We start from the raw sequence: 26038 nt of genomic DNA, 5'->3' as shown, positions 1-26038 counted from the left end.
TATGCCCAGCGCTGAGCACATCACCGAGACCGTCAACCGCTACATCAGTCTGGTTGCCAAGGGGACCGCGGACGACATCGTCGAGTTGTACGCCGACGACGCCACCGTGGAGGATCCGGTCGGCGCGGAGACCCACATCGGTCGGCAGGCGATCCGCGGCTTCTACTCCACCTTCGAGAACATGGAACGCGAGAACGAGCTGACGTTGCTCCGCGTGGCGGGCAACGAGGCGGCGTTCGGATTCCGGTTGACGGTGAAGGCGGGCGACGGCGGGATGGTCATCGAGCCGATCGTCGTGATGGCGTTCAACGACGAGGGCAAAGTCGCCGCGATGAAGGCGTACTGGTCGCCGGAGAACGTCACCCAGCTCTAGCGCGGGTAATCAGCTCTAGAAGACCGCGAACCAGATCGCGATGTAGTGGCAGATCGCGGCCACCGCAGTGCAGGCGTGGAAAAACTCGTGATAGCCGAATGTGTTAGGCCACGGGTCCGGCCAACGCAGGGCATAGAGAATGCCGCCGATGCTGTACAGGGTGCCGCCGACGGCCAGCAACACCATCGCGGTAACCCCGGCGTTGTGCAGGATCACCGCGATGTAGAACGCCGACACCCAACCGAGGATCAGGTACAGCGGCACGCCGACCCAGCGCGGTGCGGTCGGCCAGCACATCTTGAGCAGCACTCCGGCAAGCGCGCCGCCCCAGACGATGTAGAGCACCAACGTCCCTTGCTGCGGGGACATCGCCAGCAGCGCGAAGGGCGTGTAGGTGCCGGCGATCAGCACGAAGATCATCGAATGATCGAGCCGCTTCATCCATATCCGGGCCGTCGCCGATTTCCAGTGAACCCGGTGATACGTGGCACTCACGGTGAACATGCCGACCACCGCGCCGGTGTAGATGAAGGTCGCCAGGCCCGCTTTCAGCCCGGCCAGCGGCCAGGACACCGAGATCAGCGAGGCGCCTGCGGCGACGGCGACGACCGCCGACACCAGGTGAATCCAGCCGCGCGCCCTTGGCTTGACCAGCGCCTGGGCGGTGTCCTTGACTCCTTCGACGAAGTGCTCGGCGGCTCCTCCGGCGGCACCTGCTGCCTCGGTTCGGCCGGCCTTGGTGGCCACGTCGGTCTCGTGACTCACTGTCGCTCCTCATCGCTCCGGGCCGTTACAGCAGGATCGCCGATAACCAGTTGGACCCACAGTAATCTTGATCCCTGTGGAGATCATTCCGCCGCGCTTAAAGGAACCCCTGTATCGGGTTTACGAGTTGCGGCTGCGGCAAGGGCTTGCCGCATCGAAATCCGCGTTGCCGCGTCACATCGCGGTGCTGTGTGACGGTAACCGGCGCTGGGCGCGCGACGCCGGCTACGACGACGTCAGCTACGGCTACCGGATGGGTGCGGCCAAGATCGCCGAGATGCTGCGCTGGTGTCAGGAAGCCGGCATCGAAATGGCAACTGTCTACCTGCTTTCCACCGAGAACCTGCGCCGCGATCCGGCCGAGCTGGCCGCGCTCATCGAGATCATCACCGACGTCGTCGAGGAGATCTGCGCGCCCGCCAACCAGTGGAGTGTGCGCACGGTCGGCGACTTGGAGTTGATTGGCGTCGAGCCTGCGCGACGGCTGCGCGATGCCGTCCAGGGCACCGCCGCAACCGGAAACGGCAGCTTTCATGTCAACGTCGCGGTCGGCTACGGCGGCCGCCAGGAGATCGCCGACGCCGTGCGCGCGCTGCTGGCCAAGCAACTTGCCAACGGCGTCAGCGGCGAGGAATTGATCGAAGCCGTCACCGTCGAGGCGATCTCGGAGAACCTTTACACCTCCGGGCAGCCCGATCCCGATCTGGTCATCCGGACATCGGGGGAGCAGCGGCTGTCCGGATTTCTGCTGTGGCAGAGCGCCTACTCGGAGATGTGGTTCACCGAGGCGCACTGGCCCGCCTTCCGTCGCGTCGACTTCCTGCGGGCGCTGCGGGATTACAGCCAGCGACACCGTCGCTACGGGGTATGACCCCGTGCCACACTGAAAGCATGGCTGCGCTTTCGGCGTTGGTGTTTTCGCTGAGCTGGTGGCTGGGGCTGTATCTGTTGGCCCGCAACCCACGCAAGCCGGTGCTCGCCTTCTCCGCGGTCGGCCTGTGCAGTTTCGCCACGGCGGTGGCTCTGGACGCGGTGCGGACCGTGACGCACTCGGTGCTGCTTGGCCACATCGAGATCTACCTCGTCGCTGTCCCAGGGGTCGCCTGGTTCGCGGTGCTCCTCGAGATAGCGGGGGCGGGCGACACCGGGCGGTCACGCGCCGGCGAGCTGGTCGCCGTCGGTGGCGCCGGTGCGCTCACGTTGGTCGGTGCGGCGCTGGCCGGCACGGTCGAAGGGCCGCTGCGGCTCGGCCATGTGGTGATGTGCGCGGTGATCTCGACATCCACGCTGGGCGCGATGGTGTTGGCGCTGCGACGGCGTGCGCAGAAGATCCCACTGGTCGGGCTGATCATCACCGCGACGCTGTTCTTTGCGCTCGCGAACGCGATCCTGATCATTCCGCTGGGCGTGGTGCCGAGTTGGTTGGCGTTGGCGTCGACGAGTTGCGACGTGCTGGGACTCGGTGTGGCAGTGGCGCTGTGGGACGCTTTCGACGAGGGTCAGGCATTGCGCGCCGACATGCTGCGCTCGTTCACCGGGACCGGATTGGTGGTGTTGCTGCTCGGCGGCCAGATGCTGGTCGGTCTCGCATTGACCGCCCATCAGCCCACGGCACAGACCGCGTTGACGGTGCTGCTGTTCACCAGCTTGGCGGTCGTGGCTGCGGTGCAGGTGCTGGCCGACCCACTGGCCGGCCTGCTGGACCGGATGGTGTTCTCGCGGGCACCGGTGCTGCGTGCCTACCGGGCGACGTTGCGGCGCACCGAATCTGCGCTGCCGCTGCGGTCGGCCGATCCGCTCGACGACTTCGACGACGAGACGTTCGCCCGGCTGACCCGCCGCGCGCTGGGCCACTACGGCGACCTGTCCAAGCTGGTCGCCAACCCGTTGACCGCGCTGCCGGCCATCGACGAGCGACTGGCCGCCCGCGGCGCCCCGGACCAGCCGCTGGAGCGGGCGACCGAGCTCAAAGCCCTGCTCGCAGACCGCATCGCGCAACTGAAACCACGCGACGGCGGCGACTTCGGCACCACCGAGCAGTGGCGTCACTACAACGCGCTGTACTTCCCGTACGTCGTCGGCGTCCGGGCTTACGCCCAGAACGCCACCGCAGCCGGCCTCGACCCGACCGCCCGGCAGGCGTGGCAATGGTTCGTCACCGAGGTGCCGCAGCGTTCGCTGCACAACTGGCAGAACGCCGCGGCCCGGCTGATCGCCGCCGATCTGCGCGGCAGGGTGATGGTTTCCAGCGACTAGCTCGGCTAACCATGGAATACGTGGTGTAGATCACGTCGTTGAGCAGCGCATGGCAGTGCTTGGCAGTGCCTCGCGTCGATCTGGCAGGCCCGGAGCGGCACGCTCAGAAGTGTTCGACCCGACACCGCAAGGAGTTCCGACATGACCGCCATCACCGGACTGTCCACCCGACCCTTCGCCGATTCGACTGACTCACTGTTGCGGTTCGCCATGCGGCTCGACGCAACGCTGACCGGCCTGACCGGACTGTTCATCGCCGTCGTCGCCGACCCGCTGTCGTCGCTGACCGGCCTGAGTTCGCCGGCTGAATACGGTTTCGGAGCCTTCTTCGTGTTCTATGGGCTGGCCGTATTCACCTTGGCTGCAGCACCCGACCTGCGCCGCGCCGGTATTGCCGTCATCATCGCCAACATCGTCTTTACCGTCGCGGCGGTCGTGGTGGTCGTAGTGGGCGCGCTGCCGCTGACCGAGACGGGGATCAGCCTGATGCTGGCCAGCGGCTGCTACACCGCCGCGATCGGCTACCTGCAATACCTCGGAGTGCGCCGCCTGCCGGCGTGACTCCCATCCCGCCGGTGCGGGGCGCCACTGTCAGAGGTTGCGGTGTGCGTCTCCGCATCGGCTTGTGTCAGAGTTTGCGGAGCCGCAGCCGGTTGATGGAGTGATCGGCGTCCTTGCGCAGCACCAGGGTGGCGCGCGGCCGGGTGGGCAGGATGTTCTCGATCAGGTTCGGCCGGTTGATCGAACGCCAGATGTCGCGCGCGGCGACGTTGGCCTGCTGGTCGGTCAGCCCCGCATAGTGGTGAAAGTGCGACGCCGGGTTGGCGAACGACGTCGATCGCATCGCCAGGAATCGGGAGACGTACCACTGCTCGATGTCTTCGATGCGCGCGTCCACGTAGAGCGAGAAGTCGAACAGGTCCGACACCATCAAGGTCGGCCCGGTCTGCAATACGTTGAGCCCCTCGAGGATCAGGATGTCGGGGTGGCGGACGACCTGCTTGGCGCCGTGCACCCGGTCGTAGCGCAAGTGGGAATACACCGGCGCGCAGACGTAGTCCGAGCCCGACTTGACCGACGTGACGAACCGCATCAACGCCCGGCGGTCATAGCTTTCCGGAAAGCCCTTGCGGTGCATCAGGTTTCGACGGCTGAGCTCGGCGTTGGGGTAGAGGAAACCGTCGGTGGTGACCAGATCGACGCGCGGGTGGTGGTCCCAGCGGGCCAGCAGCGCCTGCAGCACACGGGCCGTGGTCGACTTACCCACGGCGACGCTGCCGGCCACCCCGATGATGAACGGCACCGGTCGGTCGGGGTGTTGTTGCGGCTCTCCGAGGAATTCGGCGGTGGCGGCGAACAATCCCTGCCGGGCGGCTACCTGCAGATGCAGCAGACGGGCCAGCGGCAGATAGACCTCTTCGACCTCGAGCAGGTTGATCTGCTCACCCAGACCACGCAAGCCGACGACTTCTTCTTCGGTCAGCGGCTGCGGTGTCGACATACGTAGCTCGCGCCACTGACGTCGATCGAACTCCACATAGGGGCTCGGCTCGCTGAGTCGCGGCATGACAGTCAGTGTGGCAGCCTTCGGCGCGCTGTGAGTGGCTGGGGCGAGCAAATAGACTCGGACCCTGTGGAACCTGCTGCGCTGATCCGCGAGTACCTCTTACTGGGTTTGCGCTTCGACCGGATCGAATCAGGCTACGTCGACGCCTTCACCGGCGATCCCACGCTGCGCCAGGCGGTGGCCGCCGAGCCCGCGCCCGACCCTGCGGACCTGGTCCGCCAGGCCCGTCGCTTGATCGACGCATTGCCAGATGTGCCGCGCCGCAACGGTTTTGATGATCAGCGCGCCGACTATGTTGGCGCTCATCTGCGCGCACTGGAATGCGCCGGTCGCAAGTTCGCCGGAGAACAGGTCGGTTTCGTCGACGAGGTGCACGACTACTTCGACGTGCGCATCAGCAAGGGCGACGACGAGACATACCGGCAGGCCCACATCCGGCTCGACGAGGCCCTGGGCGGCTCCGGCCCGCTGGCCGACCGGATGGCGGCGCACCGCAGAGCCGAGGAAATCCCGCCCGACCGGCTGGCCGAATGCATCGAGGCGTTCTCCAGCGCGCTGCGCGACCGGGTCCGCGCCGAGTATCCGCTTCCCGACAGCGAAACCGTCGAGTATCAGGTGGTGACCGACAAGCCGTGGTCGGGCTTCAACTACTACCTGGGCGACTACCGCTCCACGGTCGCCGTCAACGCCGACATCAAACAGTTGACGTCGAACCTGCCGCGGCTGGTGGCGCACGAGTCGTATCCGGGTCACCACACCGAGCACTGCCGCAAGGAGGTCGGGCTGGTCAACGGCAAAGGCCACGACGAGCAGACCATCTTCCTGGTGAACACCCCGCAGTGCCTGCTCGCCGAAGGTCTGGCCGACCTGGCGTTGTATGCGGCGATCGGCCCGCGCTGGGGACGCTGGGCCGCCGACATCTACGCCGATCTGGGACTGCGCTTCGACGGCGAACGGGCCGAGGCGGTATCCGAGGCGTCCTCAGCGCTGGCCGGCGTGCGTCAGGACGCGGCATTGATGCTGCATGACGAACACCGCGACGCCGACGAGGTCACGGGCTTCCTGCGGCACTGGCTGCTGGTCGACGACGTTCGCGCGAAGCAGATGCTCCGGTTTCTGTCGTCGCCGCTGTGGCGGGCCTACACCAGCACGTACGTCGAGGGATACCGGTTGTTGCGCGGGTGGCTGGACGATCGGCCGGCCGGGACGAGCGTCGTTGAACGGTTCGGCCGGTTGCTCGACGAGCCGCTGATCCCGTCGACGATCCAGAGCGCGTAGCGCGATGGGGAGGAGGCGGGCACATCGACCTAGCCCGTCGAGGTTGCCCGTTTAGACTGGCCGGGTGACTGCCGCACCGGACGCCCGCACCCAATCCACCGTGATGTCGGCCTCGTTGGCCGAGGTCGACCCCGATATCGCCGAGCTGCTCGGCAAGGAGCTCGGCCGGCAACGCGACACCCTCGAGATGATCGCGTCGGAGAACTTCGTGCCGCGCGCGGTGCTGCAGGCGCAGGGCAGCGTGCTGACCAACAAGTACGCCGAAGGTCTGCCCGGCCGGCGCTACTACGGCGGCTGCGAATACGTCGACGTGGTGGAGAACATCGCCCGCGACCGGGCCAAGGCGCTGTTCGGCGCCGACTTCGCCAACGTGCAACCACATTCGGGCGCCTCGGCCAACGCCGCGGTGCTGCATGCGCTGATGTCGCCGGGGGAGCACCTGCTGGGCCTGGACCTGGCCAACGGCGGACACCTGACCCACGGCATGAAGCTCAACTTCTCCGGCAAGCTCTACGACGCCGGCTTCTACGGTGTCGACTCGACGACGCACCGGGTCGACATGGATGCGGTCCGGGCAAAGGCGCTCGAGTTCCGCCCGCAGGTGATCATCGCCGGCTGGTCGGCCTACCCGCGAATCCTGGACTTCGCGGCGTTCAGGTCGATCGCCGATGAGGTCGGCGCGAAGCTCTGGGTAGACATGGCGCACTTCGCGGGCCTGGTCGCCGCGGGCCTGCACCCGTCCCCGGTACCGCACGCCGACATCGTGTCGACCACCGTGCACAAGACGCTCGGCGGCCCGCGGTCTGGTCTGATCATCGGCAAGCAGGAGTACGCGAAGTCGATCAACTCCGCGGTGTTCCCCGGCCAGCAGGGCGGACCACTCATGCACGTCATCGCCGCCAAGGCGGTCGCGCTGAAGATCGCGGGCACTCCGGAGTTCGTCGACCGGCAGCAGCGCACGTTGTCCGGCGCCCGGATCATCGCCGAACGCCTGTCGGCCCCCGACGTCGCCAAGGCCGGTGTCTCGGTGGTCAGCGGTGGCACCGACGTCCATCTGGTGCTGGTCGACCTGCGCGACTCGCCGCTGGACGGCCAGGCCGCCGAGGACCTCTTGCACGATGTCGGCATCACCGTCAACCGGAACGCGGTACCCAACGACCCGCGCCCGCCGATGGTGACGTCCGGCCTGCGGGTCGGCACTCCGGCGCTGGCCACCCGGGGTTTCGGCGACGCGGAGTTCACTGAGGTCGCCGACATCATCGCCGCCGCATTGGCAGCCGGTAGCGGCGCTGACGTTTCAGCGCTGCGCGAGCGGGTGACGCGACTGGCCCGGGCATTCCCGCTGTACGAGGGCCTGGAGGACTGGTCGCTGATCTGACCGCGTCTGACGACGATGCAGGCCGCGCAGCGGCCTCAGGTGGAGTCAGGCAAACAGCGCGCGTCAGATTTTACGGAACCTGTGTCTACGGGTTACAGTAACCGCATGGCACAGAAAACTGTCCCTAATGCGTTGATCCTCGAACTCGAGCCGGTCGTCGGCGAGAATCTCGACCGCCACCTGGCTACCGAGCAACTCTGGTACGCCCACGACTTCGTTCCGTTCGAGCAGGGCGAGAACTTCGCCTTGCTCGGCGGGCGGGACTGGGACCCGTCACAGGTGACGCTCCCGAAAACGATCACCGACGCATGCGAGATCCTGCTCATCACCAAAGACAACGTGGCGGGCTACCACCGGGAACTCGTCGAGCACTTCATCCTCGAGGACAACTGGGCCCAGTGGCTGGGCCGGTGGACCGCCGAGGAACACCTGCACGCGATCGCACTGCGCGAATACTTCGTCGTCACCCGCGAGGTCGACCCGACCGCCAATGAGCAGGTTCGGTTCGAACACGTATCGACCAAGGGTTATCGCGCCGACCAGTACTCCCAGGTTGAGACCCTGGTGTTCATGGCGTTCTTCGAGCGGGCCCATGCGGTGTACTGCAACAACCTCGCCGCCGAGATCGAAGAGCCGGTGCTGGCTGGACTCATCACCCACATCGCTCGCGACGAAGAGCGGCACGAGGAGTTCTTCGCGAACCTCGTAACGCACTGCCTGACCTTCACCCGCGACGAGACGATCGCCGCCATCGCCGCCCGCGCGGCCGAGCTCGACGTCATCGGCGCCGACATCGACGCCTACCAGGACAAGGTTCGAAGCATCGCCGAGGCAGGCATTTTCGGCCCGGACCAACTGCGCCGGGTGATCTCGGACCGCATCACCGCGTGGGGCGTCGCCGACGAACCCGCGCTGCGTCACCTCGTCATCAGCTAGCCCTCTGCATCGGCCGTCGTCGGCGCGCCTGCGCGGCGGACATGCGCGTACGGGAGTAGCGTCGTTTCCGATGGCTAGCGACATGCTCTGCTATCCGGGCGGCGCCTTTCGTCACTACTACGACAGGACCGCCGGCCCCGGTCCTGGCGCCGCGGCCCCCGCCGATTCGACCGTGCGGGCCGCACGGGTTTCCACCCGGCGACAATTCGGTTTGTCCATCAGGCAGCTGAAAAGCCGGATCATTCCACCCGCCCGGCGACAATGCGGCCCGTCCAACGGGCGGTTGAGGAGACGGGCAATCAAAACGAGTCCGGTGCTGTCCGCGCGTGCGGCAGCGAACCGGGCGATGAGCTCGAGGAGCCCTTCGTGACTGATTCCCCGGCGGTTTCCCAGGACAACATCAGGACCTACGTGCTCGACACGTCGGTGTTGTTGTCCGACCCGTGGGCCTGCTCCCGCTTCGCCGAACACGAAGTGGTGGTGCCGTTGGTGGTGATCAGTGAGTTGGAGGCCAAGCGCCACCACCACGAGCTGGGTTGGTTCGCCCGCCAGGCGCTGCGCTTGTTCGACGATCTGCGACTCGCGCACGGACGTCTCGATCAGCCCATTCCTGTTGGGACACAAGGCGGTACGCTGCACGTCGAGCTGAACCACAGCGACCCGTCGGTGCTGCCCGCCGGATTCCGCACCGACTCCAACGACTCGCGCATCCTGTGCTGTGCCGCCAACCTCGCCGCCGAAGGCAAGCGAGTGACGTTGGTGAGCAAGGACATTCCGCTGCGCGTCAAAGCGGGTGCGGTGGGCCTGCCCGCCGACGAATACCACGCGCAGGATGTCGTCACCTCCGGCTGGACCGGGATGACGGAGCTGGAAACCACCGCCGAAGACATCGACGCGTTGTTCGCCGACGGCGAGGTCGACTTGGCGTCGGCGCGAGATCTGCCCTGCCACACCGGCATTCGGCTGCTGGCGGGTAGCTCTCACGCGCTGGGACGGGTCAACGCCCACAAGCAGGTGCAGTTGGTTCGCGGCGATCGCGAAGTGTTCGGACTGCGCGGTCGCTCCGCCGAGCAGCGGGTGGCCCTGGATCTGCTGCTCGACGAGTCGGTCGGCATCGTGTCGCTGGGCGGCAAGGCCGGCACCGGCAAGTCGGCGCTGGCGCTGTGCGCCGGTCTGGAAGCCGTGCTGGAGCGACGCACCCAGCGCAAGGTGGTCGTGTTCCGTCCGCTGTACGCGGTCGGCGGCCAGGAACTGGGCTACCTGCCCGGCAGCGAAAGCGAAAAGATGGGCCCGTGGGCGCAGGCCGTCTTCGACACCCTCGAAGGACTGGCCAGCCCGGCGGTGCTCGAAGAGGTGCTCTCCCGCGGCATGCTCGAGGTGCTGCCGCTGACCCATATCCGCGGCCGGTCGCTGCACGACTCCTTCGTGATCGTCGACGAGGCGCAGTCGCTGGAACGCAACGTGCTGCTGACCGTGCTGTCGCGGCTGGGCGCGGGTTCGCGGGTGGTGCTCACCCACGACGTCGCCCAGCGGGACAACCTGCGGGTGGGTCGTCACGACGGCGTTGCGGCCGTCGTCGAAAAGCTCAAGGGTCACCCGCTGTTCGCACACATCACCCTGCTGCGCAGCGAGCGCTCGCCGATCGCGGCGCTGGTCACCGAGATGCTCGAGGAGATCAGCCAGGCCCCGCTGCCTTAGTCGGTAGGCTGTCGCCGTGCCGAGACGACCAGACAACCAGGCGTGGCGGTACTGGCGTACCGTCGCCGGCGCGGCGGCAGCGGCCCTCATCGTGGCGATCGGCGCGTTCACCGGGCATGTCAGGTTCGCGCACGCCAACGAAGTGGTCGACTGCACGCAGGTCAAATGTGTGGCGCTCACCTTCGACGACGGTCCGACGCCGTTCACCGATCGACTGCTGGGCATCCTGACCGCCAACAACGCCAAGGCGACGTTCTTCGAGATCGGCAACAAGGTCGCCGCCAACCCGGCCGGAGCGAAGCGTGTCGTCGACGCGGGCATGGAACTGGGCAGCCACTCTTGGGAACACCCGAACATGACCACGCTGCCGGCGGTCGACGTGCCGGCGCAGTTCTCGCGGGCCCGCGACGCGATCGTGGCCGCCACCGGTGTGACACCGAAGTTATGGCGACCGCCGGGCGGCCTGACCGATCCGGCAGTCAACGAGCAGGCCGCGAAAGCTGGGCTGGCCGGAATCCTCTGGGACGTCATCCCTTTCGACTGGATCAATGATTCCAACACCGCGGCCAGCAGGGCTCTGCTGATGAGCCAGATCAAACCCGGATCGGTGGTGCTGCTGCACGACACCTACTCCAGCACAGTCGATCTGGTGTACCAGTTCATTCCGGTGCTCAAGGCCAACGGCTACCACCTGGTGACGGTCAGCCAGCTGCTCGGGCAACGCGCCCCGGGCAGCGTCTACGGCGGTCGCGAGAATGGGCCGCCGGTCAACGACCTGCGCGACATCCCAGCGTCGGAGATTCCGTCGCTGCCCAATACGCCGTCGCCGGCGCCGATGCCCAACTTCCCGATCAATGATGTCCCCGGCCAGAATTCGGGTGGACCGAACAACGGGAGCTAGGCCGTGGGTGACACTTGCGGTCAGCGTCGCGGCGACGTCGTGTTCCTTTCTTTTCATCAACTGCGGGGTGTTCTTGATCCCGGCGCTGGAGACCAGCCGCCACACCTCGCTGACGGCGGCGGGTCTGTTGTCGTCGATGCCGAGTTTCGGCATGGTGCTGACACTGGTCGCCTGGGGTTACCTGGCAGATCGGCTGGGTGAGCGCGTAACACTCGCGTTGGGTACCGGTTTGGCGGGCGCCGCCGCATTCGCCGCTGCACCCATGCACTCACTCGTGGCGATCGGCGCATTGCTGTTCGTCGGCGGAATGGCGGCCGCCAGTAGCAATGTCGCCGGTGGCCGGCTGGTATCCGGGTCGTTCCCGCCACAAAAGCGTGGCTTGGCGATGGGAATCCGGCAGACCGCGCAACCGCTGGGGGTCGCGGTCGGCGCTGTGGCGATGCCCGAGCTGACCGAAATCGAGAACGGTTTCTTCGCCGCATTGTTGTATCCGGCGATCGCGTGCGCGGTGGCGGCGCTGGCCAGCTTCATCTTCTTGACCGATCCGCCCCGACTGCCTCGGGCGGCGGCGACCGCCGAACAGCTGGCCAGCCCCTATCAGGGCGCAAATGTGCTGCGGCGCATCCACTTCGCGTCGGCGTTGCTGATGGTGCCGCAGTCGGTGACCGTGACCTTCATGCTGGTCTGGTTGATCGTCGACCATCACTGGTCGGTCCCGGCTGCCAGTCTGCTGGTGACCGTCGCGCAGTTGATCGGTGCGGCAGGCCGCATCGTGGTGGGCCGGTGGTCGGATTACGTCGGTTCGCGGTTGCGGCCCAACCGGACTGTCGCCGTCGCGTGCGGCGTGGCGCTGTTGGTACTGGCGCTCACCGATTACCTGACGTCACCGCTCGCCGAAGCCGCGATGGTCGTCGCCACGGTGATCGCGGTGGGATACAACGGCTTGGCGGCGACTGCGATCACCGAGTACGCCGGACCGTTCTGGAGCGGACGGGCGCTGGGTGTACAGAACACGGCGCAACGGGTGATGGCGGCCCTGGCGCCCCCGGCGTTCGGCGCGTTGATCACCGCGGTCGGTTACCCGGTCGCTTTCGCCGTGTGTGCGTTTTTCCCGCTGTTGGCCGTCCCGGTGGTGCCGGTCACATCCGAGCGGACCGAATGAGCGGCAGTCGATCTGCCCGCCTCACAGCGACAATCGCGCCGCTACGGCAGAGTTGTCGCTCAGAGGCGGGCACAACGAACACGGCCGCCGGTCCGTTGAATGCGACCCCTCATGGGTCACTTCATCGCCTCGGCCCAAGCGATGTGCCCGTCGAAGCCAAGCGTTTTGGCCATGTCGCGGTAGCGATCCCGGAATTCCGCGTATGCGACAGCATCGCCGTGAGCCCGCGCCAGTAGGGCTTGTAGTCGCAGCAGCCAGATGTCACGAGTAACCCAACCCCCATCGGCTGGCGCAGTCGCTAACCGCTCGATGACGGCCTCGGCTTCGGCTACGTCACATTCGGCCCCGCGATCGAACAGTGTCTGCGCCAGAACACCCGTAGCCGGAATGCCCCACGCCAGCAGTTGTCCCTCGCGAGCCAGATGATCGGTGGCGGCGCGCATCAGCGGTATCGCCTCGTCGAGATCCCCGCGCCGAGCTTGTTCCCGTGCCATGTAGACCTCGACCAGCGGTCGATCCCCAAGGTTGTGCGCGTCGCGCGCGAACACATCGCTGACCTCCGCCATGAGCGTCAATCCTCGGTCACGTTCGGCAGCCGTCTGACGATGCACCAATGCAACGCCCAGCGCCATCCGGGCGAATGACGGCGCCATGTCGTTACCGGCTCGTTCGGCAATTCCCAGCGCATCCTCGATCTCATGCACCGCGCGGTCGTCGGCAGCCAAGGCACCACTCGATACTCCCGGGAAGTAACCCACAGCGGCCACCCCGGAGTAGGTCAGCGGGTCGGCACTGCGGGCCATCTCCAGGCCGTGGCGCAGATCCTCGCGCCAGCCGGGGTGTCCCAACGAATAACGGGCCGTGCCCCGCGCCGCCAAGGCCAGTGCCAACGGAGATCCGAAGATGAAGTTGCCCTTGAACGGATCACCGTCGGCCAGCTCGATAACCCTTTGCGACCACCGCAGCGCGTCAGGCCAACCACCACGTTCGATCTTGGCGTAGAGCGCCGGGAAGGACAGCCCCACAATCAAAGTCGGATCGCCAAGCGACTCGATGAGAGCCATGGCCTCCGATGCCAGCTTCGACGCCTCGCGAATCCGGCCCCGATAGGCGTGATCCATCACCAGTCCCGCCATGGCGACGGCCAGTGGCGCCTTGTCCCCTGTGACGGCGCACAACTCCCGCAATTCGTCGAAGCGGGTGCCGGCGTCGTTCGGATGGACCCGATAGGCGGTCCCGCACAGCATGGTGCGAGGGGCGATGCGCATGGCTACCTGGTTCGGGTCGTCGGTGGGCAATGTGTCGGCGATCGTTCGGGCGCGCTCCCAACTGGTTCGCGCTGCGGCCATGTTTCGGCTGGTTGCCCACGCCCCGGCGCGCAGGTGCCAGCCGTACGCGGCGTGCAGATCGGCGGCGGCCTCCAGATGTTCGGCGATCAAAGCGGCATGTTCCTCAGCCGCTGTCGGGTCACGTGCTTCGATTGCGGCTGCGACGCGGCGGTGCAGTTCGGCACGATCGGATTTGAGCTGTGACTCGTAGGCCACCGTCCGGATCAGCGGATGGTGAAACACATACTCCGGTGCTCCGGTAAATCGCACCTGATCGACAAGTTCGGCCAGCACAAGGTCCTCGACGATGGGTTCAATGCCGAGCGTTTCGAGCAGGTCCGGGTCGAATCGCGAGCCGATGACCGCCGCGGCACTCAAGGTGCGCTTTGCCACTGGGTCAAGGCGGTCGATCCGGGCGGCGATCGTCGCCTGCACGGTGGCGGGCATGCTGACCCGGGCCACACCGGCCGTCGAGACGTAGGCGCCGCGGTTGCCGCGCAGCACACCTCGCTCGGCCAAGTCGCGCACCATCTCCTCGGCGAAAAATGGATTACCGGCGGCCCTCTCGACGATCTGCCGGCCCAGCGTGTCAAGGGAGGGGTCGTTCCCGAGCAGCTCTGAGACCAGTGCGGCGGTTTCCGAATCGCTCAGCGGCACAAGGGCGATGCTCTGAGCACCGGGCACCCGGTTCAACGCGCCGGAATACTCGGGGCGGTAGGTGGTCAACACCACCGACCGCGTCTGCGGAATCACCGAGAGAAAATTCGCGAGTAGAGACTCGCTGGCCTCGTCAACCCAGTGGACGTCCTCGACGACATAGACAGCCGGGGCTTGGCGGGCCAGCGACGCCGAATTGACCAGCGCGGTCAACCGCCGTCGCCGAGCATCCGGATCGATCTTGGGCAGCTTCACGTCGGGATCGGCGATGCCCAGCAGGTCATCGAAGAGCAATAGGTCTTCCGGGTCGGCCTCGGGCACGCGGGTCCGAAGCTGCGTTCGGGCGGCCGCGGCGTCCAGTTCACCCACGCCGAAGGCTGCCCGCAATAGTCGCGCGACGGCATAAAACGGGATATCACTGGCGTGCGATTCGCAGAAGGCGACGAAAACGTCGACACCGCGGGCTGCTGCCATCGCGGCGACCTCACGCACCAGACGGCTCTTGCCGATGCCCGGTGATCCCACCACGCCAACCACTGCGCCGTGGCCCTCGACGGCACGGTCCAACACGCCCTCGACGGCGGCCATCTCCCAGCGCCGACCGACAAGATTGGATTCAGCACGTCCGGCAGCAGGTCGTTCGGCCATGCCCAACAACCGACGAGCAGGCACCGGATTCTCGGCGCCCTTGATGCGCACCATCTCGGTCTCACCCAATAACGCCCGACCCGCGACCAGCCGTGCGGTGGATTTGCTGAGCATCACCCCGCCCGCCGGCGCGACGGATTCCATCCGCTGAGCCAGGCCTACCTGCTGCCCGATCGCGGCGTAACCGAAAGCGCCCGAACCGATCTCACCGGCGACGACCTCACCGGAGTTAAGCCCCACGCGCAACCGCAGATCCAGGCCGTCCCGCTTTTTGACGTCGACGGCTAACCGGGCGGTCTCCGTTTGAATGTCCAGCGCCGCACGACAGGCGCGAACGGCGTGGTCTTCGAACGCCACCGGCGCACCGAACACCGCCATGATCCCGTCGCCGGTGAACTGTGCGACCGCGGCGCCGTAGCGCTGGACCACCTCGGCAGCGCGGTCGGCGAGCTCGGTCATGATCTCCCGCAGCCGCTCTGCGCCGACAGCCGCGGCGATGTCCATCGAGTGGACCACGTCGGCGAAGAGAACCGTTACCTGCTTGTACTCGGCGTGCGCGTCGCTGTCGTCGACTGGTGCGCCGCACGCGTGACAAAACCGGGCGCTCGCGATGGGCTCGGCGCCACACGTCCTGCACGCCGCTCCGGTCGCCATCCGACCTCCGCCTGTCCTGCCCCCAGCCTTCACAGAATAGGCCGTCGGGCAGTCCCACGAGGGGCTCTTGGCTCAGTGCGGGTCTTACCCCGACGGTTACTGCCCCGGTAGCTCGCCGGTCGCGGCCAGGGCCAACAGCTCCCCACGGCCGATCTGCGTCACCAGGCTCGCGCTGTCAAAGTAAATGCGCTCGTTGATGATTCGCTCGCCGTCGAAGAAGAACACCGCGATGATCGGCACCCGAAACGCTTTGCCGGTGGGTGGCATCCCGTAGAACTCGCCGAGATTGGTTCCCAGCAGATCGAATTCGGTGATCACCGCGTCGTCGCTGAAGTGGTAGCGCACGTTTTCGTGGCGCTGGTCGGGGAACGCGGTCCTGGTGGTGCGGTAGTAGTTCATCACCTCGTCATCGCCGTCGAAAACCTGCCCGGTGGCCATGATTTCGTAGCGAGGATGCCCGTTGAAGGTCGCGAGGGTGCGATCGAACTCCTTGGTCACCTCGGTGTTCATGTGCTCTTCGATGAGCGCGAGGCGCCGCTGGCGGAGTCCGTCGTCAAGCATGACTACTCCTCGCTGACCTTGGCCATGGCGAGCACGTCGAGGCGACGGTCGAGTTCTTCTTCGGACAGCTTGTCGCCGATCAACCCGCGGTCGATCACCGTTTGCCGAATTGTCTTGCGCTCCTTCAAAGCCTGCTTGGCCACCGCAGCCGCTTCCTCGTATCCGATCGCCGAGTTCAGCGGCGTGACGATCGACGGCGACGACTCGGCCAGCTCGCGCAGGTGCTCGACGTTGGCGTGCAACCCGGTGATGCATCGTTCGGCGAACAGCCTCGAGACGTTGGTGAGCAGCTTGAACGACTCGAGGATGTTGCGGGCCATCATCGGGATGTAGACGTTGAGCTCGAACGCGCCGGACAGCCCGCCCACCGCGACGGCGGCGTCATTGCCGATCACCTGTGCGGCGACCTGGGTAACCGCTTCGGGCAGAACGGGATTCACCTTGCCCGGCATGATCGAGCTGCCTGGCTGCAGATCCGGCAGCTGGATCTCGGCCAAGCCGGTCAGCGGGCCGGAGCCCATCCAGCGCACATCGTTGGCGATCTTGGTCAGCGACACCGCGATGGTGCGCAGCGCGCCGGACGCCTCGACCAGCCCGTCGCGGGCAGCCTGGGCTTCAAAAGAATTTGTCGCCGTCCGCAATTCGCTCAAACCGGTGTCGGCGACCAGCACCTCGACCACTTTGGCGCCGAAGCCGTCGGGGGCGTTAAGGCCGGTGCCGACCGCGGTGCCGCCGATCGCCAGCTCGCCCAGCCGGGGGAGGGACCCGCGCACCCTTTCTATGCCGGCTTCGATCTGCCGGGCGTAGCCGGAGAACTCCTGGCCCAGCGTCACCGGAACGGCGTCCATCAGGTGCGTGCGACCGGACTTGACCACGGTGTGCCATTCGCGGGCCTTACCGGCCAGCGCGTCATGCAGCACCTGCAGCGCCGGGATGAGATGGCGCACAGCGGCTTCGGTGGCCGCGATGTGGGTGGCGGTGGGGAAGGTGTCGTTGGACGACTGCGACATGTTGACGTCGTCGTTGGGATGCACGGTCACACCATTGGCGGCCGCGATGCTGGCGATCACCTCGTTGGTGTTCATGTTCGAGCTGGTGCCCGACCCGGTCTGGAAGACGTCGATGGGGAACTGGTCGTCGTGCTTGCCGTCGGCGATCTCGGCGGCCGCGGCGATGATCGCGTCGGCCTTATCGGCGGCCAGCAGCCCGAGGTCCTTGTTGACCTGGGCGCAGGCGCCCTTGAGCAGGCCCAGCGCGCGGATCTGGGTGCGCTCGAGGCCACGGCCAGAGATCGGAAAGTTCTCCACCGCACGCTGAGTCTGGGCGCGCCACAGCGCTTTTGCCGGTACCCGGACCTCGCCCATGGTGTCGTGTTCGATGCGGTATTCGGTGTCTTCTGCCACGGGCAGATCCCTCGCTATCCGTCGCTGGTTAGTGGTTACGGCAGTGGGTACGCGGCGGTGCTGTCGCCGGTGAAGTCGATGGCCGAGTACTCGTTGAGCTTGGTCAACCGGTGAAAGCCCTCGACCATCCGCAGCGTGCCCGACTTCGATCGCATCACGATCGACTGGGTGGTGCAGCCGCCCGGCTCGTAGCGGACGCCCTTGAGCAGGTCGCCGTCGGTGACGCCGGTGGCGCAGAAGAAGACGTTCTCCCCGGACACCAGGTCATATGTGGTGAGGACGGCGTCGAGGTCGTAGCCGGCGTCGATCGCCTTCTGTCGTTCTTCGTCGTCCTTCGGGGCCAGCTGCGCCTGGATCTCGCCGCCCATGCAGCGGATCGCTGCGGCGGTGATGATGCCCTCCGGCGTGCCGCCGATACCGGCCAGCATGTCGGTGCCCGAGCCCGGTCGGCACGCCGAGATCGCGCCGGCGACGTCGCCGTCGGTGATCAGCCGGATCCGGGCGCCGGTGTCGCGCACGTCCCCGATGAGCTGGGCGTGCCGCGGCCGGTCCAGGATGCAGACCGTCATGTCCGGCACGGACAGCCCTTTGACTTTGGCGACCGCCCGGATGTTCTCGGCGATCGGGGCGGTGATGTCCAGCACGTGCGCCGCGTCGGGTCCCACCGCGATCTTGTTCATGTAGAACACCGCAGACGGGTCGAACATCGCGCCGCGGTCGGCCACCGCGAGCACCGAGATCGCGTTGGGCATGCCCTTGCTCATCAGCGTGGTGCCGTCGATCGGGTCGACGGCGAAGTCGCACTCCGGCCCGTCGCCGTTGCCGACCTCTTCGCCGTTGTAGAGCATCGGCGCGTGGTCCTTCTCGCCCTCGCCGATCACCACCACGCCGCGCATCGACACCGAGTTCACCAGCTGGCGGATGGCGTCGACGGCCGCGCCGTCACCGCCCTCTTTGTCGCCGCGACCGACCCAGCGACCCGCGGCCATTGCGCCTGCTTCGGTGACCCGGACGAGCTCAAGGGCGAGGTTGCGGTCCGGGGCTTCGCGACGAGAACCTGCGGTCATGGTTGCCGATTGTCCCAGAGGCAGGTTGCCGCTCGGGAGCTGGGATACTCGTGCTGTGACGACGCAGCCGCAGCCTCCGGCAAAACAGCCTGAGCCGACGGCCAAACCGGCCAAGCCCCGGCTGCTCCAAGACGGCCGGGACATGTTCTGGTCGATCGCCCCGCTGGTGGCGGCCTGCATCCTGTTGGCCGGTGTGGTCGGGATGTGTTCGTTCGCCCCCAGCGGAGTCGAGCGCGGACCGGTGCCGTCCTACAACGCCGCGAGCGCGCTGCGGGCCGACGCGCTGACACTGGGCTTCCCGGTCCGGTTGCCGAAGCTGCCCGACGGCTGGCAGGCCAACTCCGGCGGCCGCGGCGGTATCCAGGACGGCCGGACCGACCCGTCGACCCGGCAGCGGCTGCACGCCGCCACCTCGACCGTCGGCTACATCAGCCCCAAGGGGATGTATGTGAGCCTGACTCAGAGCAATGCCGACGAGGACAAGCTGGTCGGCTCGATCCATCCGTCGATGTATCCGAGCGGAACGGTCGACGTGGACGGCACCAGGTGGGTCACCTACCAGGGCGACGGAACCGAGCCGGTGTGGACGGCGCGGCTGAACAGCCCGGCCGGCCCCGCTCAGGTTGCTGTCACCGGCGCAGGCAACGCCGACGAGTTCCGTACGCTGGCAGCGGCCACCCAATCGCAGCCGCCGTTGCCGGCGCATCGGTAGAAGGGAATCTCGGACATGGGCGCACCGGAGGCAGACCTCACTGGCTGGTCAGCGGCACCGTTCACCGGCGGCGGATACACCCACGACGTGTACCGCAAGGGCGAGGGGCCCGGTGTGGTGCTGATCCCCGAGGTCCCGGGCATCCACCCCGGCGTGCTCGCTCTGGGAAATCATCTGGTGGACAACGGTTTCACCGTGGCGATCCCGTCCCTGTTCGGCGAGCCCGGCCGCCCGGTCTCGGTCGGCTACACGGTCGATACTCTGCGACGTGTCTGTGTGGCAAGGGAGTTCGCGGCGCTTGCGACCAACAAGCACCGGCCGGTCGCAGATTTCCTGCGCGCGTTGGCAAGCGATCTGAACAAGACGACGCCCGGCAAAGGTGTCGGGGTGATCGGCCAGTGCTTCACCGGCGGCTTCGCGCTGGCCGCCGCGGTCGACGACAGCGTGCTCGCGCCGGTGCTCAGCCAGCCGTCGACGCCGTTCCCGTTCACCCCGCGCCAGCGGCGCGATGCCGGACTCAGCGACGTCGAGCTGAACGCGTTCAAAGACCGTGCCGCCACCGACGGCGTGTGCGCGCTTGGCCTGCGGTTCAGCAAGGACCTGATGTCGCCCGGCGAACGGTTCACCACGCTCAAAGAACGGCTCGGTGACGCGTTCGAGGTGATCGAGATCGACTCCGGCCCGGGCAACGAGCACGGCTTCAGCCGGGCGGCCCACTCGGTGCTGACCCTGGAGGTCCGCGAGGTCGACGGTCACCCCGCCTACGAGGCGCGCAAGCGGGTCGTGGAGTTCCTCAACGCGCGGCTGCGCTAGCGGCCTGCCTTCTTCGCTGATCGGTGATGAACCGAATCGACATGCGCTGTAACAGGTTTGGCGCCAGCCGGGCGAACACCCAGGACACGTAGGCCTGCCTGGGCTTCACCAGCAGTGCCTTGTTGCGACGGATCGCCTGCAGCGTGTCGCGGGCCAACCGGTCGGCGCTGTAGGCGTTTTTCATGCCCTGCCCGCGCAGGTAATAGTCGCGGCCGACGAAACCGCCGACCGCCCCCTTGTCCAGAATCGGCGTCTCGACGGCGCCCGGACACACCGCCAGCACACCGATCCCGCGGGACGCCGCCTCTGAGCGCAGCGCCAGCGACAGCCCTACGATCGCGTGCTTGGTCATCACGTAACTGGTGATCTGGCCGGCAGCCGCCAGCCCGGCCATCGACGAGGTGTTGACGATGTGGCCGTGGCCCTGCCTCAGCATCACCGGGTAGGCGGCGGACACGCCGTGCACGACGCCGCGGATGTTGACGTCGATGATCGCGTTCCACTGCTCCAGCGTCAGTAGTTCGGTGTCGCCGCCCCAAGCGATTCCGGCGTTGTTGAACATCAGGTCGAGCCGTCCGGTGCGCTCGACGACGGCGTCGACAGCGGCCTTCACCGCGGCCGGGTCGGTGACGTCGAGCGTGGCTGAGGTCGCCGTGCCGGGTCCGTGCAGGCTTTCCGCGGTGCGGGCGGCCGCCGCACCGTCGACGTCGGTGCAGACCACGTCGGCGCCCGCGGCGACCAGCGCGCGGCACAGCGCGGCGCCGATGCCCGAGCCCGCACCGGTGACGATCGCTTGCTTGCCGGTGAAATTCATTGCGCTGCAAGCTTCATGACGTGACTCATCAGATCGGGGTAACGCATCATGTGCGCGCCGCCGTTGAGGTCGAGCACTTCACCGGTCAGCCACGGCGCCTTGCACAAGAACAGCACCGCGTCGGCGATGTCCTCCGGAGTCCCGGCCCGGCCCAGCGGCGTGTTCTCCACGTATTCGTCGACGACGCCGGGAATGTGGGTGGCCGGCTCGGTCAGCGGGGTGTGCACGAACCCGGGTGCGACGGCGTTGACCCGGATGCCCCGCGGCGCCAATTCGAGAGCGGCGACCTGGGTCAGCATCGACAGCCCGGCCTTCGCGGCGCAGTAGGCGCTCATCGCCGCGGCGGGCTGGCGGCCGTTGAGCGAGCTGATCGACACCAGCGCCCCGCCGTCGTGCAGCCGCGGCGCGCCGTGCTTGATCACCAGGAAGCTGCCGGTGAGGCAGACGTCGACGACGGACCGGAAATCCTCCACCGGCAATTCGGTGATCAGCCCGAGCGAGCTGAAACCGGCGGTGTTGACGACGATGTCGAGTTCGCCGGCGCCGTCGAACAGGGCGCCCACCGAATCCTCATCGGTGACGTCGACGGTGGCGGCGCTGTGGGGTTCGCCGAGTTCGGCAGCCACGGCGTGGGCGCCGTCGGCGTTCCGGTCGGCAACGACCACCCGGTGGCCGTCGGCCGCCAGGGCGTGCGCCACCGCTTTGCCGATACCGGAGGCGCCGCCGACGACGACAGCGGATTGTTCGGTCATTCCGGTCTGAACCCTTCCCATTTGCGGCCAATCACGCTCCATAGGTCGGCGTAGCGACCGGGGTAGCGGTAGTACGGCGAGCGGCGCTTGAGCAGGGCGTGGGCCAGCGGTGCCCCCAGCCGCGCCGGGTAGCGACGCCAACCCATCCGGTTGGCGGTCTCGGCGAGCATCTGCGACCACGAAATCCGTTGGAAATCAAGCGCTTCGACCGAACGTTTGGTGTCCATCCAGTCGGTGCCGAACCAGTCGGTGTCGCTGTCCGGGTTGCCTTTGCGCCCAGCGGGTATGCCGCCGACCAATCCCATCGCGGCGGCCATCGACGGGGCGAGATCGCCCTGGACCAGTCGGTGCGAGTCGTCGCCGCCGATCAACAGTGTCTCGCCGACCACCGGCGCCGTGGTGGCCGCGATGAATGCGCGCGCGACGTCGCGCACGTCGACGGTCTGGATACGGCCGTCGACGGGCAGCGACGCCTCGAAGTAGATGGTGTCCAAGTCGAGGTCGAAGCGCGGCTCCGCGGTGAGCACGCCGCCGAGTCGCAGTATCACCCAGTCCAGCGCCGAGCCGCGCACCAGCTTTTCGGCTTCGACCTTGTGGGCGCCGTAGTTGTCGGAAGGCCGCAGCGGGGTGTCGGCGGTGAGCACGCCGCTGACGTGGTGCGGGTTGCGGGCGCCGTAGGTGGCGACGCTGGAGGCCTGGACGAAGCGCGGCGGCTGCGGCAACGTTGCGGCGGCCTCGAGCAGGTATCCGGTCGCGTCGACGTTGACGCGGCGGGCCAGCGCAGGCCGGGCGTAGCAGGCCGGCGGAATGATCGCGGCCAGGTGGATGATCACCGTCGGCGCAACCTTCTGCAGCAGCTCGGTGACCGCACCCGGGTCGGTGAGGTCGGCCCAGCGCACCGCGTCGGGTGGCAGCAGCCCGGCGGCGGCTTTGCGGTTGGCCGGCAGGTCGAGATCGGTGGCGATGACGCGGCGGCCACCGGCCTGCAATTGCCGCACGGTTTCCGAGCCGACAAGTCCGAATGCCCCGGTGACCAGAACAGTGTCGGTCATCGGCGAGTTCATGGCGGATTACGCTACACGCCGACGCGGAATGTCTTGGCTACTCGGCGACGACGGGTGCGACGACGGCCACCGGGTGCGGATGCGCGGTGGCCCTCATCTGGTCGAACAGCTCGACGTAGTAGGGCAGACATTCCTTCATCGCCTCTTCGGTGGTGAACAACGGCCGGTAGCCGAGATCGCGGGTGGCCTTGGCCACCGAGAAGTAGTTGTCCAGGTACAGCCGCTCGACGGCCAGCGGCTCCAGCGGCGGCTGCGGCAGCCCGAACCGGAAATGCAGCCGCTGCCAACCCAACATCACCGCACGGACCGCGGCGCCGGAGATCCGCAGCCGGGGCAGGCGCTCGCCGCACGCCGCGATCACCGGGCGGGCGAACTCGAACATGTTCACCGGTTCGGCGTCGTTGATGAAGTACGCCTGGCCGGGCGCGGTGCCACCCGGCACCAGGTGTTCGGCGGCCAGGATGAAGCCGTGAATCAGGTTGTGTACGTAGGAGTTATCCAAGCGGGCGGACTTGCGGCCGACCAGCACCTTGACGTGGCCGGCCAGCACGGATTCGAACACCTTGCGGAACATCGTCTGATCGCCGCGGCCCCAGATTCCGCTCGGGCGTATCGAGCAGGTCAGCAGTCCGTCAATCCCGTTCTGCGACAACACGAATCGCTCGGCGACGACCTTCGTCTCGGTGTAGAGGTCGTTGAATCGGTCGGTGTATGGCAGCGTCTCGTCGCCACCGGCGATGGGCTTGCCGCCCATCACCACGCTGTTGGACGCGGTGTAGACGAATCGCTGGACGCCGGCGCGTTGTGCGGCGTGCACCAGGTTCTTGGTTCCCTCGACATTGACGGCGAAGCTGCGCTGCCGGTACTCGTCGGTGACCGATGCGCCTCCCATCAGCTCGATCAGGGCAGCGGTGTGGAAGACGGTGTCGATGCCGTCGACTGCCCCCGCGACGACGTCGCGGTCGCAGATGTCGCCTTGCAGCACCTCGAGCCCGGGCTGGGCGGGCAGCGGGGAGGGCGCCCGGTCGAAGGAGCGCACCTGATAGCCGCGGTCGAGCAGGGTGGTGACGAGGTTGGCGCCGACGAATCCCGAGCCGCCGGTGACCAGCACCCGGCCCAGTTGGGTGGTCGGCGATTGTGCAGAGTTCTCAACCATGCCGCAGAGGATAACTGAAACGTGTTCCAGTTCCGAACAGATCCCCGAGAAATAGTTGCGCTGTCAAGAATCCTGCGGATCGCCGGCGGCGAGCGCGTCGGTAACCCGCTTACGGGCGCCGGCTAAGTGCTCTTCGCAGCGTTTTGCCAGCTGCTCGCCCCTTTCCCAGAGCGTCAGCGACGCATCGAGGTCCAGCCCGCCCTGCTCTAGCAGCCGCACCACCTCGATCAGCTCGTCGCGGCATTTTTCATACCCGAGCTGACTAATAGGCGTAGCCTCGTCACTCGCCATCGGCAGGTCCTTCGCTCACCGCCGCGATCGCGCCGTCGCCGACCCGTACCCGCAGCGCCGTCCCGGCCGGCGCATCGGCGGTGCTACGTAGCACCGCCGACCGACCCTCGGGCGTCACCGCCTGCACCACCGCGTAACCGCGCGCAAGGGTGGCCGCCGGACCCAACGTAGCCAGCCTGGCCGACAAGTGTCCGACGCGTTCGGTTTCGGCATCGATCACCCGGTTGATGTCGCGGCGAACCGCGGACCGGGCGCGGTGAATCTCGTCGGCCCGCGCCGTCAGCGCCGTCAGCGGTTCGGCCAGCACCGGACGGCTGCGCAGCTGGGCGAGTATCCGCTCCTCGCGCGTCACCCAGTGCCGCAGTGCCTGGGCGCTGCGCCGCCGCAAGTCGTCGAGCAGGTGCTGCTCGGCCGCGGTGTCCGGGACGATGCGTTTGGCGGCATCGGTGGGCGTGGCGGCGCGGACGTCGGCGACCAGGTCGCACAGCGGGTTGTCGGGCTCGTGGCCGACCGCGCTGACCACCGGTGTGCGGCACGCGGCGATCGCGCGGCACAGCGTCTCGTCGGAGAACGGCAGCAGGTCCTCCACGCTGCCGCCGCCGCGGGCCAGCACGATCACGTCGACGCACGTATCGGCGTCCAATTCCTTGAGCACAGCGACGATCTGGGCCACCGCGGTGGGACCCTGGACGGCGGTGTTCCGGACGGCGAACCGCACCGCGGGCCAGCGCGCGGCGGCGACGGTCGTCACATCCCGCTCGGCCGCGCTGGCCCTACCGGTGATCAGCCCAACGGTGTTGGGCAGGAACGGGATCGGCCGTTTGAGCCGCAGGTCGAACAGCCCTTCGGCGTCCAGCAGCCGGCGCAACCTTTCGATCCGGGCCAACAGCTCTCCGATGCCCACGGCGCGAATCTCGCTGAGCCGCAACGTAAGCGTGCCACGGCCGGTGAAGAAGTTCGCCTTGCCGCACACCACCACCTGCACGCCTTCGGCAAGCTTGACCGGTGCGCTCTCCACCAGGTCGCGCGGAGCGGTGACCGTCAGCGACATGTCGGCGGCCGGATCACGCAACACCATGAAGACGGTCTTGGCGCCCGGTCGGATGTTGATCTGGGTCAGCTGGCCTTCCACCCAGACCGTGCCCAACTTCTCGATCCAGCCGGCGATCCGGATCGCAACCGCGCGAACGGGATACGGGTTCTCGGCCGAATTGGCGTTGGCGGTCACTTCGCTGTCGCGCGCGTGATCCTGTTGGCGAGCAGCGTCTGGAACGGCGCACGGCCTTTGGTGGATTCCTCGTAGGCCAGCAGGGCTTCGAGCTCGTCGAGGTCGAGCGACTGCAGCCGGGCCCGCAGCTGTGCCAGCGTCAGCTGTTCGTAGTCCAGCTCCTCGACCACCGCGGGTGCGGGCGCGGCCTGCTGGCCCGGTGTGGCGGCCACCCGCGCCCAGTCGTCGCCTGCGCCTGCTTCAGGGGACGAATACAGCGCGAACCGTCCTTCGCCGCGACTCTCGGTGTCGATGGCGTCGTCGTCACCGTCGGCCAGGTCCTCGTCGAACGTCGCCCACTCCGGCTGCTCGTCCTTGGGCGGGAAGATGTGCTCCAGGGTGGAATCACCCTTGATCACCAGCTCGGCCACGTTCTGCTGGAATCGCATCACGACATGCGCGGCCGTGCTAACCAGCGTCATCGGATACATCAAGATCGTTTTCGGCAGCTTGATGGTCTCCTCGACGGCCATCGTCGCCGCTCCCACCAGCAGCCGGACCCCGTATGGTGCAGTAGCCATGCGGTCCAGCCTGCCC

At 67.3% G+C, this 26038-nt stretch carries 25 protein-coding genes; 12 read left to right on the top strand and 13 right to left on the bottom strand.

Translation table 11 applies throughout. The features are described from left to right. Nucleotide 1: 1 nt before the first annotated feature. Nucleotides 2–373, top strand: a complete 372-nt coding sequence (locus G6N27_RS10345; RefSeq protein ID WP_163776252.1) for a nuclear transport factor 2 family protein — start codon at nt 2–4, stop codon at nt 371–373. Between the two features lie 15 nt (nt 374–388). Here G6N27_RS10345 and trhA read toward each other — a convergent pair whose 3' ends face one another. Beyond that, nucleotides 389–1138 carry a PAQR family membrane homeostasis protein TrhA gene (gene trhA / locus G6N27_RS10340; protein WP_372513028.1) on the bottom strand — a complete coding sequence of 250 codons (750 nt, stop codon included), beginning with the start codon at nt 1136–1138 and terminating at the stop codon, nt 389–391. Between the two features lie 76 nt (nt 1139–1214). Between trhA and G6N27_RS10335 the strand changes: the two genes are divergently transcribed. The 3 genes from G6N27_RS10335 to G6N27_RS10325 all read left to right on the top strand — a co-directional run bounded on the left by G6N27_RS10335 (nt 1215) and on the right by G6N27_RS10325 (nt 3955). Then, the gene (locus tag G6N27_RS10335; RefSeq protein ID WP_163776251.1) at nt 1215–2009 is read left to right on the top strand and encodes a (2Z,6E)-farnesyl diphosphate synthase; all 795 of its coding nucleotides are present in this window, start codon (nt 1215–1217) and stop codon (nt 2007–2009) included. Between the two features lie 20 nt (nt 2010–2029). Then, on the top strand, nt 2030–3394 hold the full coding sequence (locus tag G6N27_RS10330) for a KOW domain-containing RNA-binding protein (protein ID WP_163776250.1): 1365 nt from the start codon (nt 2030–2032) through the stop codon (nt 3392–3394). A 141-nt stretch (nt 3395–3535) separates the two neighbouring features. Beyond that, nucleotides 3536–3955, top strand: coding sequence for a hypothetical protein (locus tag G6N27_RS10325; RefSeq protein ID WP_163776249.1), 420 nt, complete (start codon nt 3536–3538; stop codon nt 3953–3955). 67 nt (nt 3956–4022) lie between these two features. On the opposite strand, the gene coaA is transcribed toward G6N27_RS10325, so the two are convergent. Further along, nucleotides 4023–4961 carry a type I pantothenate kinase gene (gene coaA, locus G6N27_RS10320; protein WP_163776248.1) on the bottom strand — a complete coding sequence of 313 codons (939 nt, stop codon included), beginning with the start codon at nt 4959–4961 and terminating at the stop codon, nt 4023–4025. 66 nt (nt 4962–5027) lie between these two features. Here coaA and G6N27_RS10315 point away from each other — a divergent pair, with 66 nt between their 5' ends. The 6 genes from G6N27_RS10315 to G6N27_RS10290 all read left to right on the top strand — a co-directional run bounded on the left by G6N27_RS10315 (nt 5028) and on the right by G6N27_RS10290 (nt 12314). Continuing rightward, nucleotides 5028–6239, top strand: coding sequence for a DUF885 domain-containing protein (locus tag G6N27_RS10315; protein ID WP_163776247.1), 1212 nt, complete (start codon nt 5028–5030; stop codon nt 6237–6239). Nucleotides 6240–6342: 103 nt separating this feature from the next. Beyond that, nucleotides 6343–7617: a serine hydroxymethyltransferase gene (gene glyA / locus G6N27_RS10310; RefSeq protein ID WP_163781618.1), complete on the top strand. Its 1275-nt coding sequence runs from the start codon at nt 6343–6345 to the stop codon at nt 7615–7617. Nucleotides 7618–7722: 105 nt separating this feature from the next. After that, nucleotides 7723–8553, top strand: a complete 831-nt coding sequence (locus G6N27_RS10305; protein ID WP_163776246.1) for an acyl-ACP desaturase — start codon at nt 7723–7725, stop codon at nt 8551–8553. A 399-nt stretch (nt 8554–8952) separates the two neighbouring features. Beyond that, a complete protein-coding gene (locus tag G6N27_RS10300) occupies nt 8953–10251 on the top strand; it encodes a PhoH family protein (protein ID WP_179963390.1) in 1299 nt (432 codons plus the stop codon). Nucleotides 10252–10348: 97 nt separating this feature from the next. Continuing rightward, the gene (locus tag G6N27_RS10295) at nt 10349–11152 is read left to right on the top strand and encodes a polysaccharide deacetylase family protein (protein ID WP_372513029.1); all 804 of its coding nucleotides are present in this window, start codon (nt 10349–10351) and stop codon (nt 11150–11152) included. Next, nucleotides 11109–12314 (top strand): MFS transporter, encoded by a 1206-nt coding sequence (locus G6N27_RS10290; RefSeq protein WP_163781616.1) that lies wholly within the window; start codon nt 11109–11111, stop codon nt 12312–12314. The genes G6N27_RS10295 and G6N27_RS10290 overlap by 44 nt, the downstream gene beginning before the upstream one ends. 116 nt (nt 12315–12430) lie before the next feature. Here G6N27_RS10290 and G6N27_RS10285 read toward each other — a convergent pair whose 3' ends face one another. From G6N27_RS10285 to glpX, 4 genes are all read right to left on the bottom strand, one after another. Then, a complete protein-coding gene (locus G6N27_RS10285; RefSeq protein WP_163776243.1) occupies nt 12431–15601 on the bottom strand; it encodes an ATP-binding protein in 3171 nt (1056 codons plus the stop codon). A 96-nt stretch (nt 15602–15697) separates the two neighbouring features. Next, on the bottom strand, nt 15698–16162 hold the full coding sequence (locus G6N27_RS10280; RefSeq protein ID WP_163776242.1) for an ester cyclase: 465 nt from the start codon (nt 16160–16162) through the stop codon (nt 15698–15700). A gap of 2 nt (nt 16163–16164) precedes the next feature. Then, nucleotides 16165–17526 (bottom strand): class II fumarate hydratase, encoded by a 1362-nt coding sequence (locus G6N27_RS10275; RefSeq protein ID WP_232065051.1) that lies wholly within the window; start codon nt 17524–17526, stop codon nt 16165–16167. Nucleotides 17527–17600: 74 nt separating this feature from the next. Beyond that, the gene (gene glpX / locus G6N27_RS10270) at nt 17601–18632 is read right to left on the bottom strand and encodes a class II fructose-bisphosphatase (RefSeq protein WP_163776241.1); all 1032 of its coding nucleotides are present in this window, start codon (nt 18630–18632) and stop codon (nt 17601–17603) included. A 55-nt stretch (nt 18633–18687) separates the two neighbouring features. Between glpX and G6N27_RS10265 the strand changes: the two genes are divergently transcribed. Continuing rightward, nucleotides 18688–19344, top strand: coding sequence for a DUF4245 domain-containing protein (locus tag G6N27_RS10265; protein WP_232064938.1), 657 nt, complete (start codon nt 18688–18690; stop codon nt 19342–19344). Between the two features lie 15 nt (nt 19345–19359). Then, a complete protein-coding gene (locus G6N27_RS10260) occupies nt 19360–20157 on the top strand; it encodes a dienelactone hydrolase family protein (protein WP_163776239.1) in 798 nt (265 codons plus the stop codon). Here G6N27_RS10260 and G6N27_RS10255 read toward each other — a convergent pair. The 7 genes from G6N27_RS10255 to G6N27_RS10225 form a co-directional block, all read right to left on the bottom strand. Continuing rightward, nucleotides 20138–20971 (bottom strand): SDR family NAD(P)-dependent oxidoreductase, encoded by an 834-nt coding sequence (locus tag G6N27_RS10255; protein WP_163776238.1) that lies wholly within the window; start codon nt 20969–20971, stop codon nt 20138–20140. The genes G6N27_RS10260 and G6N27_RS10255 overlap by 20 nt on opposite strands. Beyond that, nucleotides 20968–21723, bottom strand: a complete 756-nt coding sequence (locus G6N27_RS10250) for an SDR family NAD(P)-dependent oxidoreductase (RefSeq protein WP_163776237.1) — start codon at nt 21721–21723, stop codon at nt 20968–20970. Before G6N27_RS10250 ends, G6N27_RS10255 begins: the two co-directional genes overlap by 4 nt. After that, on the bottom strand, nt 21720–22775 hold the full coding sequence (locus G6N27_RS10245) for an NAD-dependent epimerase/dehydratase family protein (protein WP_163781612.1): 1056 nt from the start codon (nt 22773–22775) through the stop codon (nt 21720–21722). The genes G6N27_RS10250 and G6N27_RS10245 overlap by 4 nt, the downstream gene beginning before the upstream one ends. 49 nt (nt 22776–22824) lie before the next feature. Next, nucleotides 22825–23943 (bottom strand): 3-beta-hydroxysteroid dehydrogenase, encoded by a 1119-nt coding sequence (locus tag G6N27_RS10240; RefSeq protein ID WP_163776236.1) that lies wholly within the window; start codon nt 23941–23943, stop codon nt 22825–22827. 63 nt (nt 23944–24006) lie between these two features. Then, nucleotides 24007–24234, bottom strand: coding sequence for an exodeoxyribonuclease VII small subunit (locus G6N27_RS10235; protein WP_163776235.1), 228 nt, complete (start codon nt 24232–24234; stop codon nt 24007–24009). Continuing rightward, complete coding sequence (xseA, locus tag G6N27_RS10230; RefSeq protein WP_163776234.1) at nt 24224–25462, bottom strand: exodeoxyribonuclease VII large subunit; 1239 nt, start codon at nt 25460–25462, stop codon at nt 24224–24226. Before xseA ends, G6N27_RS10235 begins: the two co-directional genes overlap by 11 nt. Beyond that, complete coding sequence (locus G6N27_RS10225; protein ID WP_163776233.1) at nt 25459–26022, bottom strand: lipid droplet-associated protein; 564 nt, start codon at nt 26020–26022, stop codon at nt 25459–25461. The genes xseA and G6N27_RS10225 overlap by 4 nt, the downstream gene beginning before the upstream one ends. Nucleotides 26023–26038: the final 16 nt, after the last annotated feature.

This window comes from Mycobacterium cookii, assembly GCF_010727945.1.
Lineage (GTDB): Bacteria > Actinomycetota > Actinomycetes > Mycobacteriales > Mycobacteriaceae > Mycobacterium > Mycobacterium cookii.
Note: the sequence above shows the minus strand (reverse complement) of the source record. Positions and strands in the feature narration are given on the sequence as shown.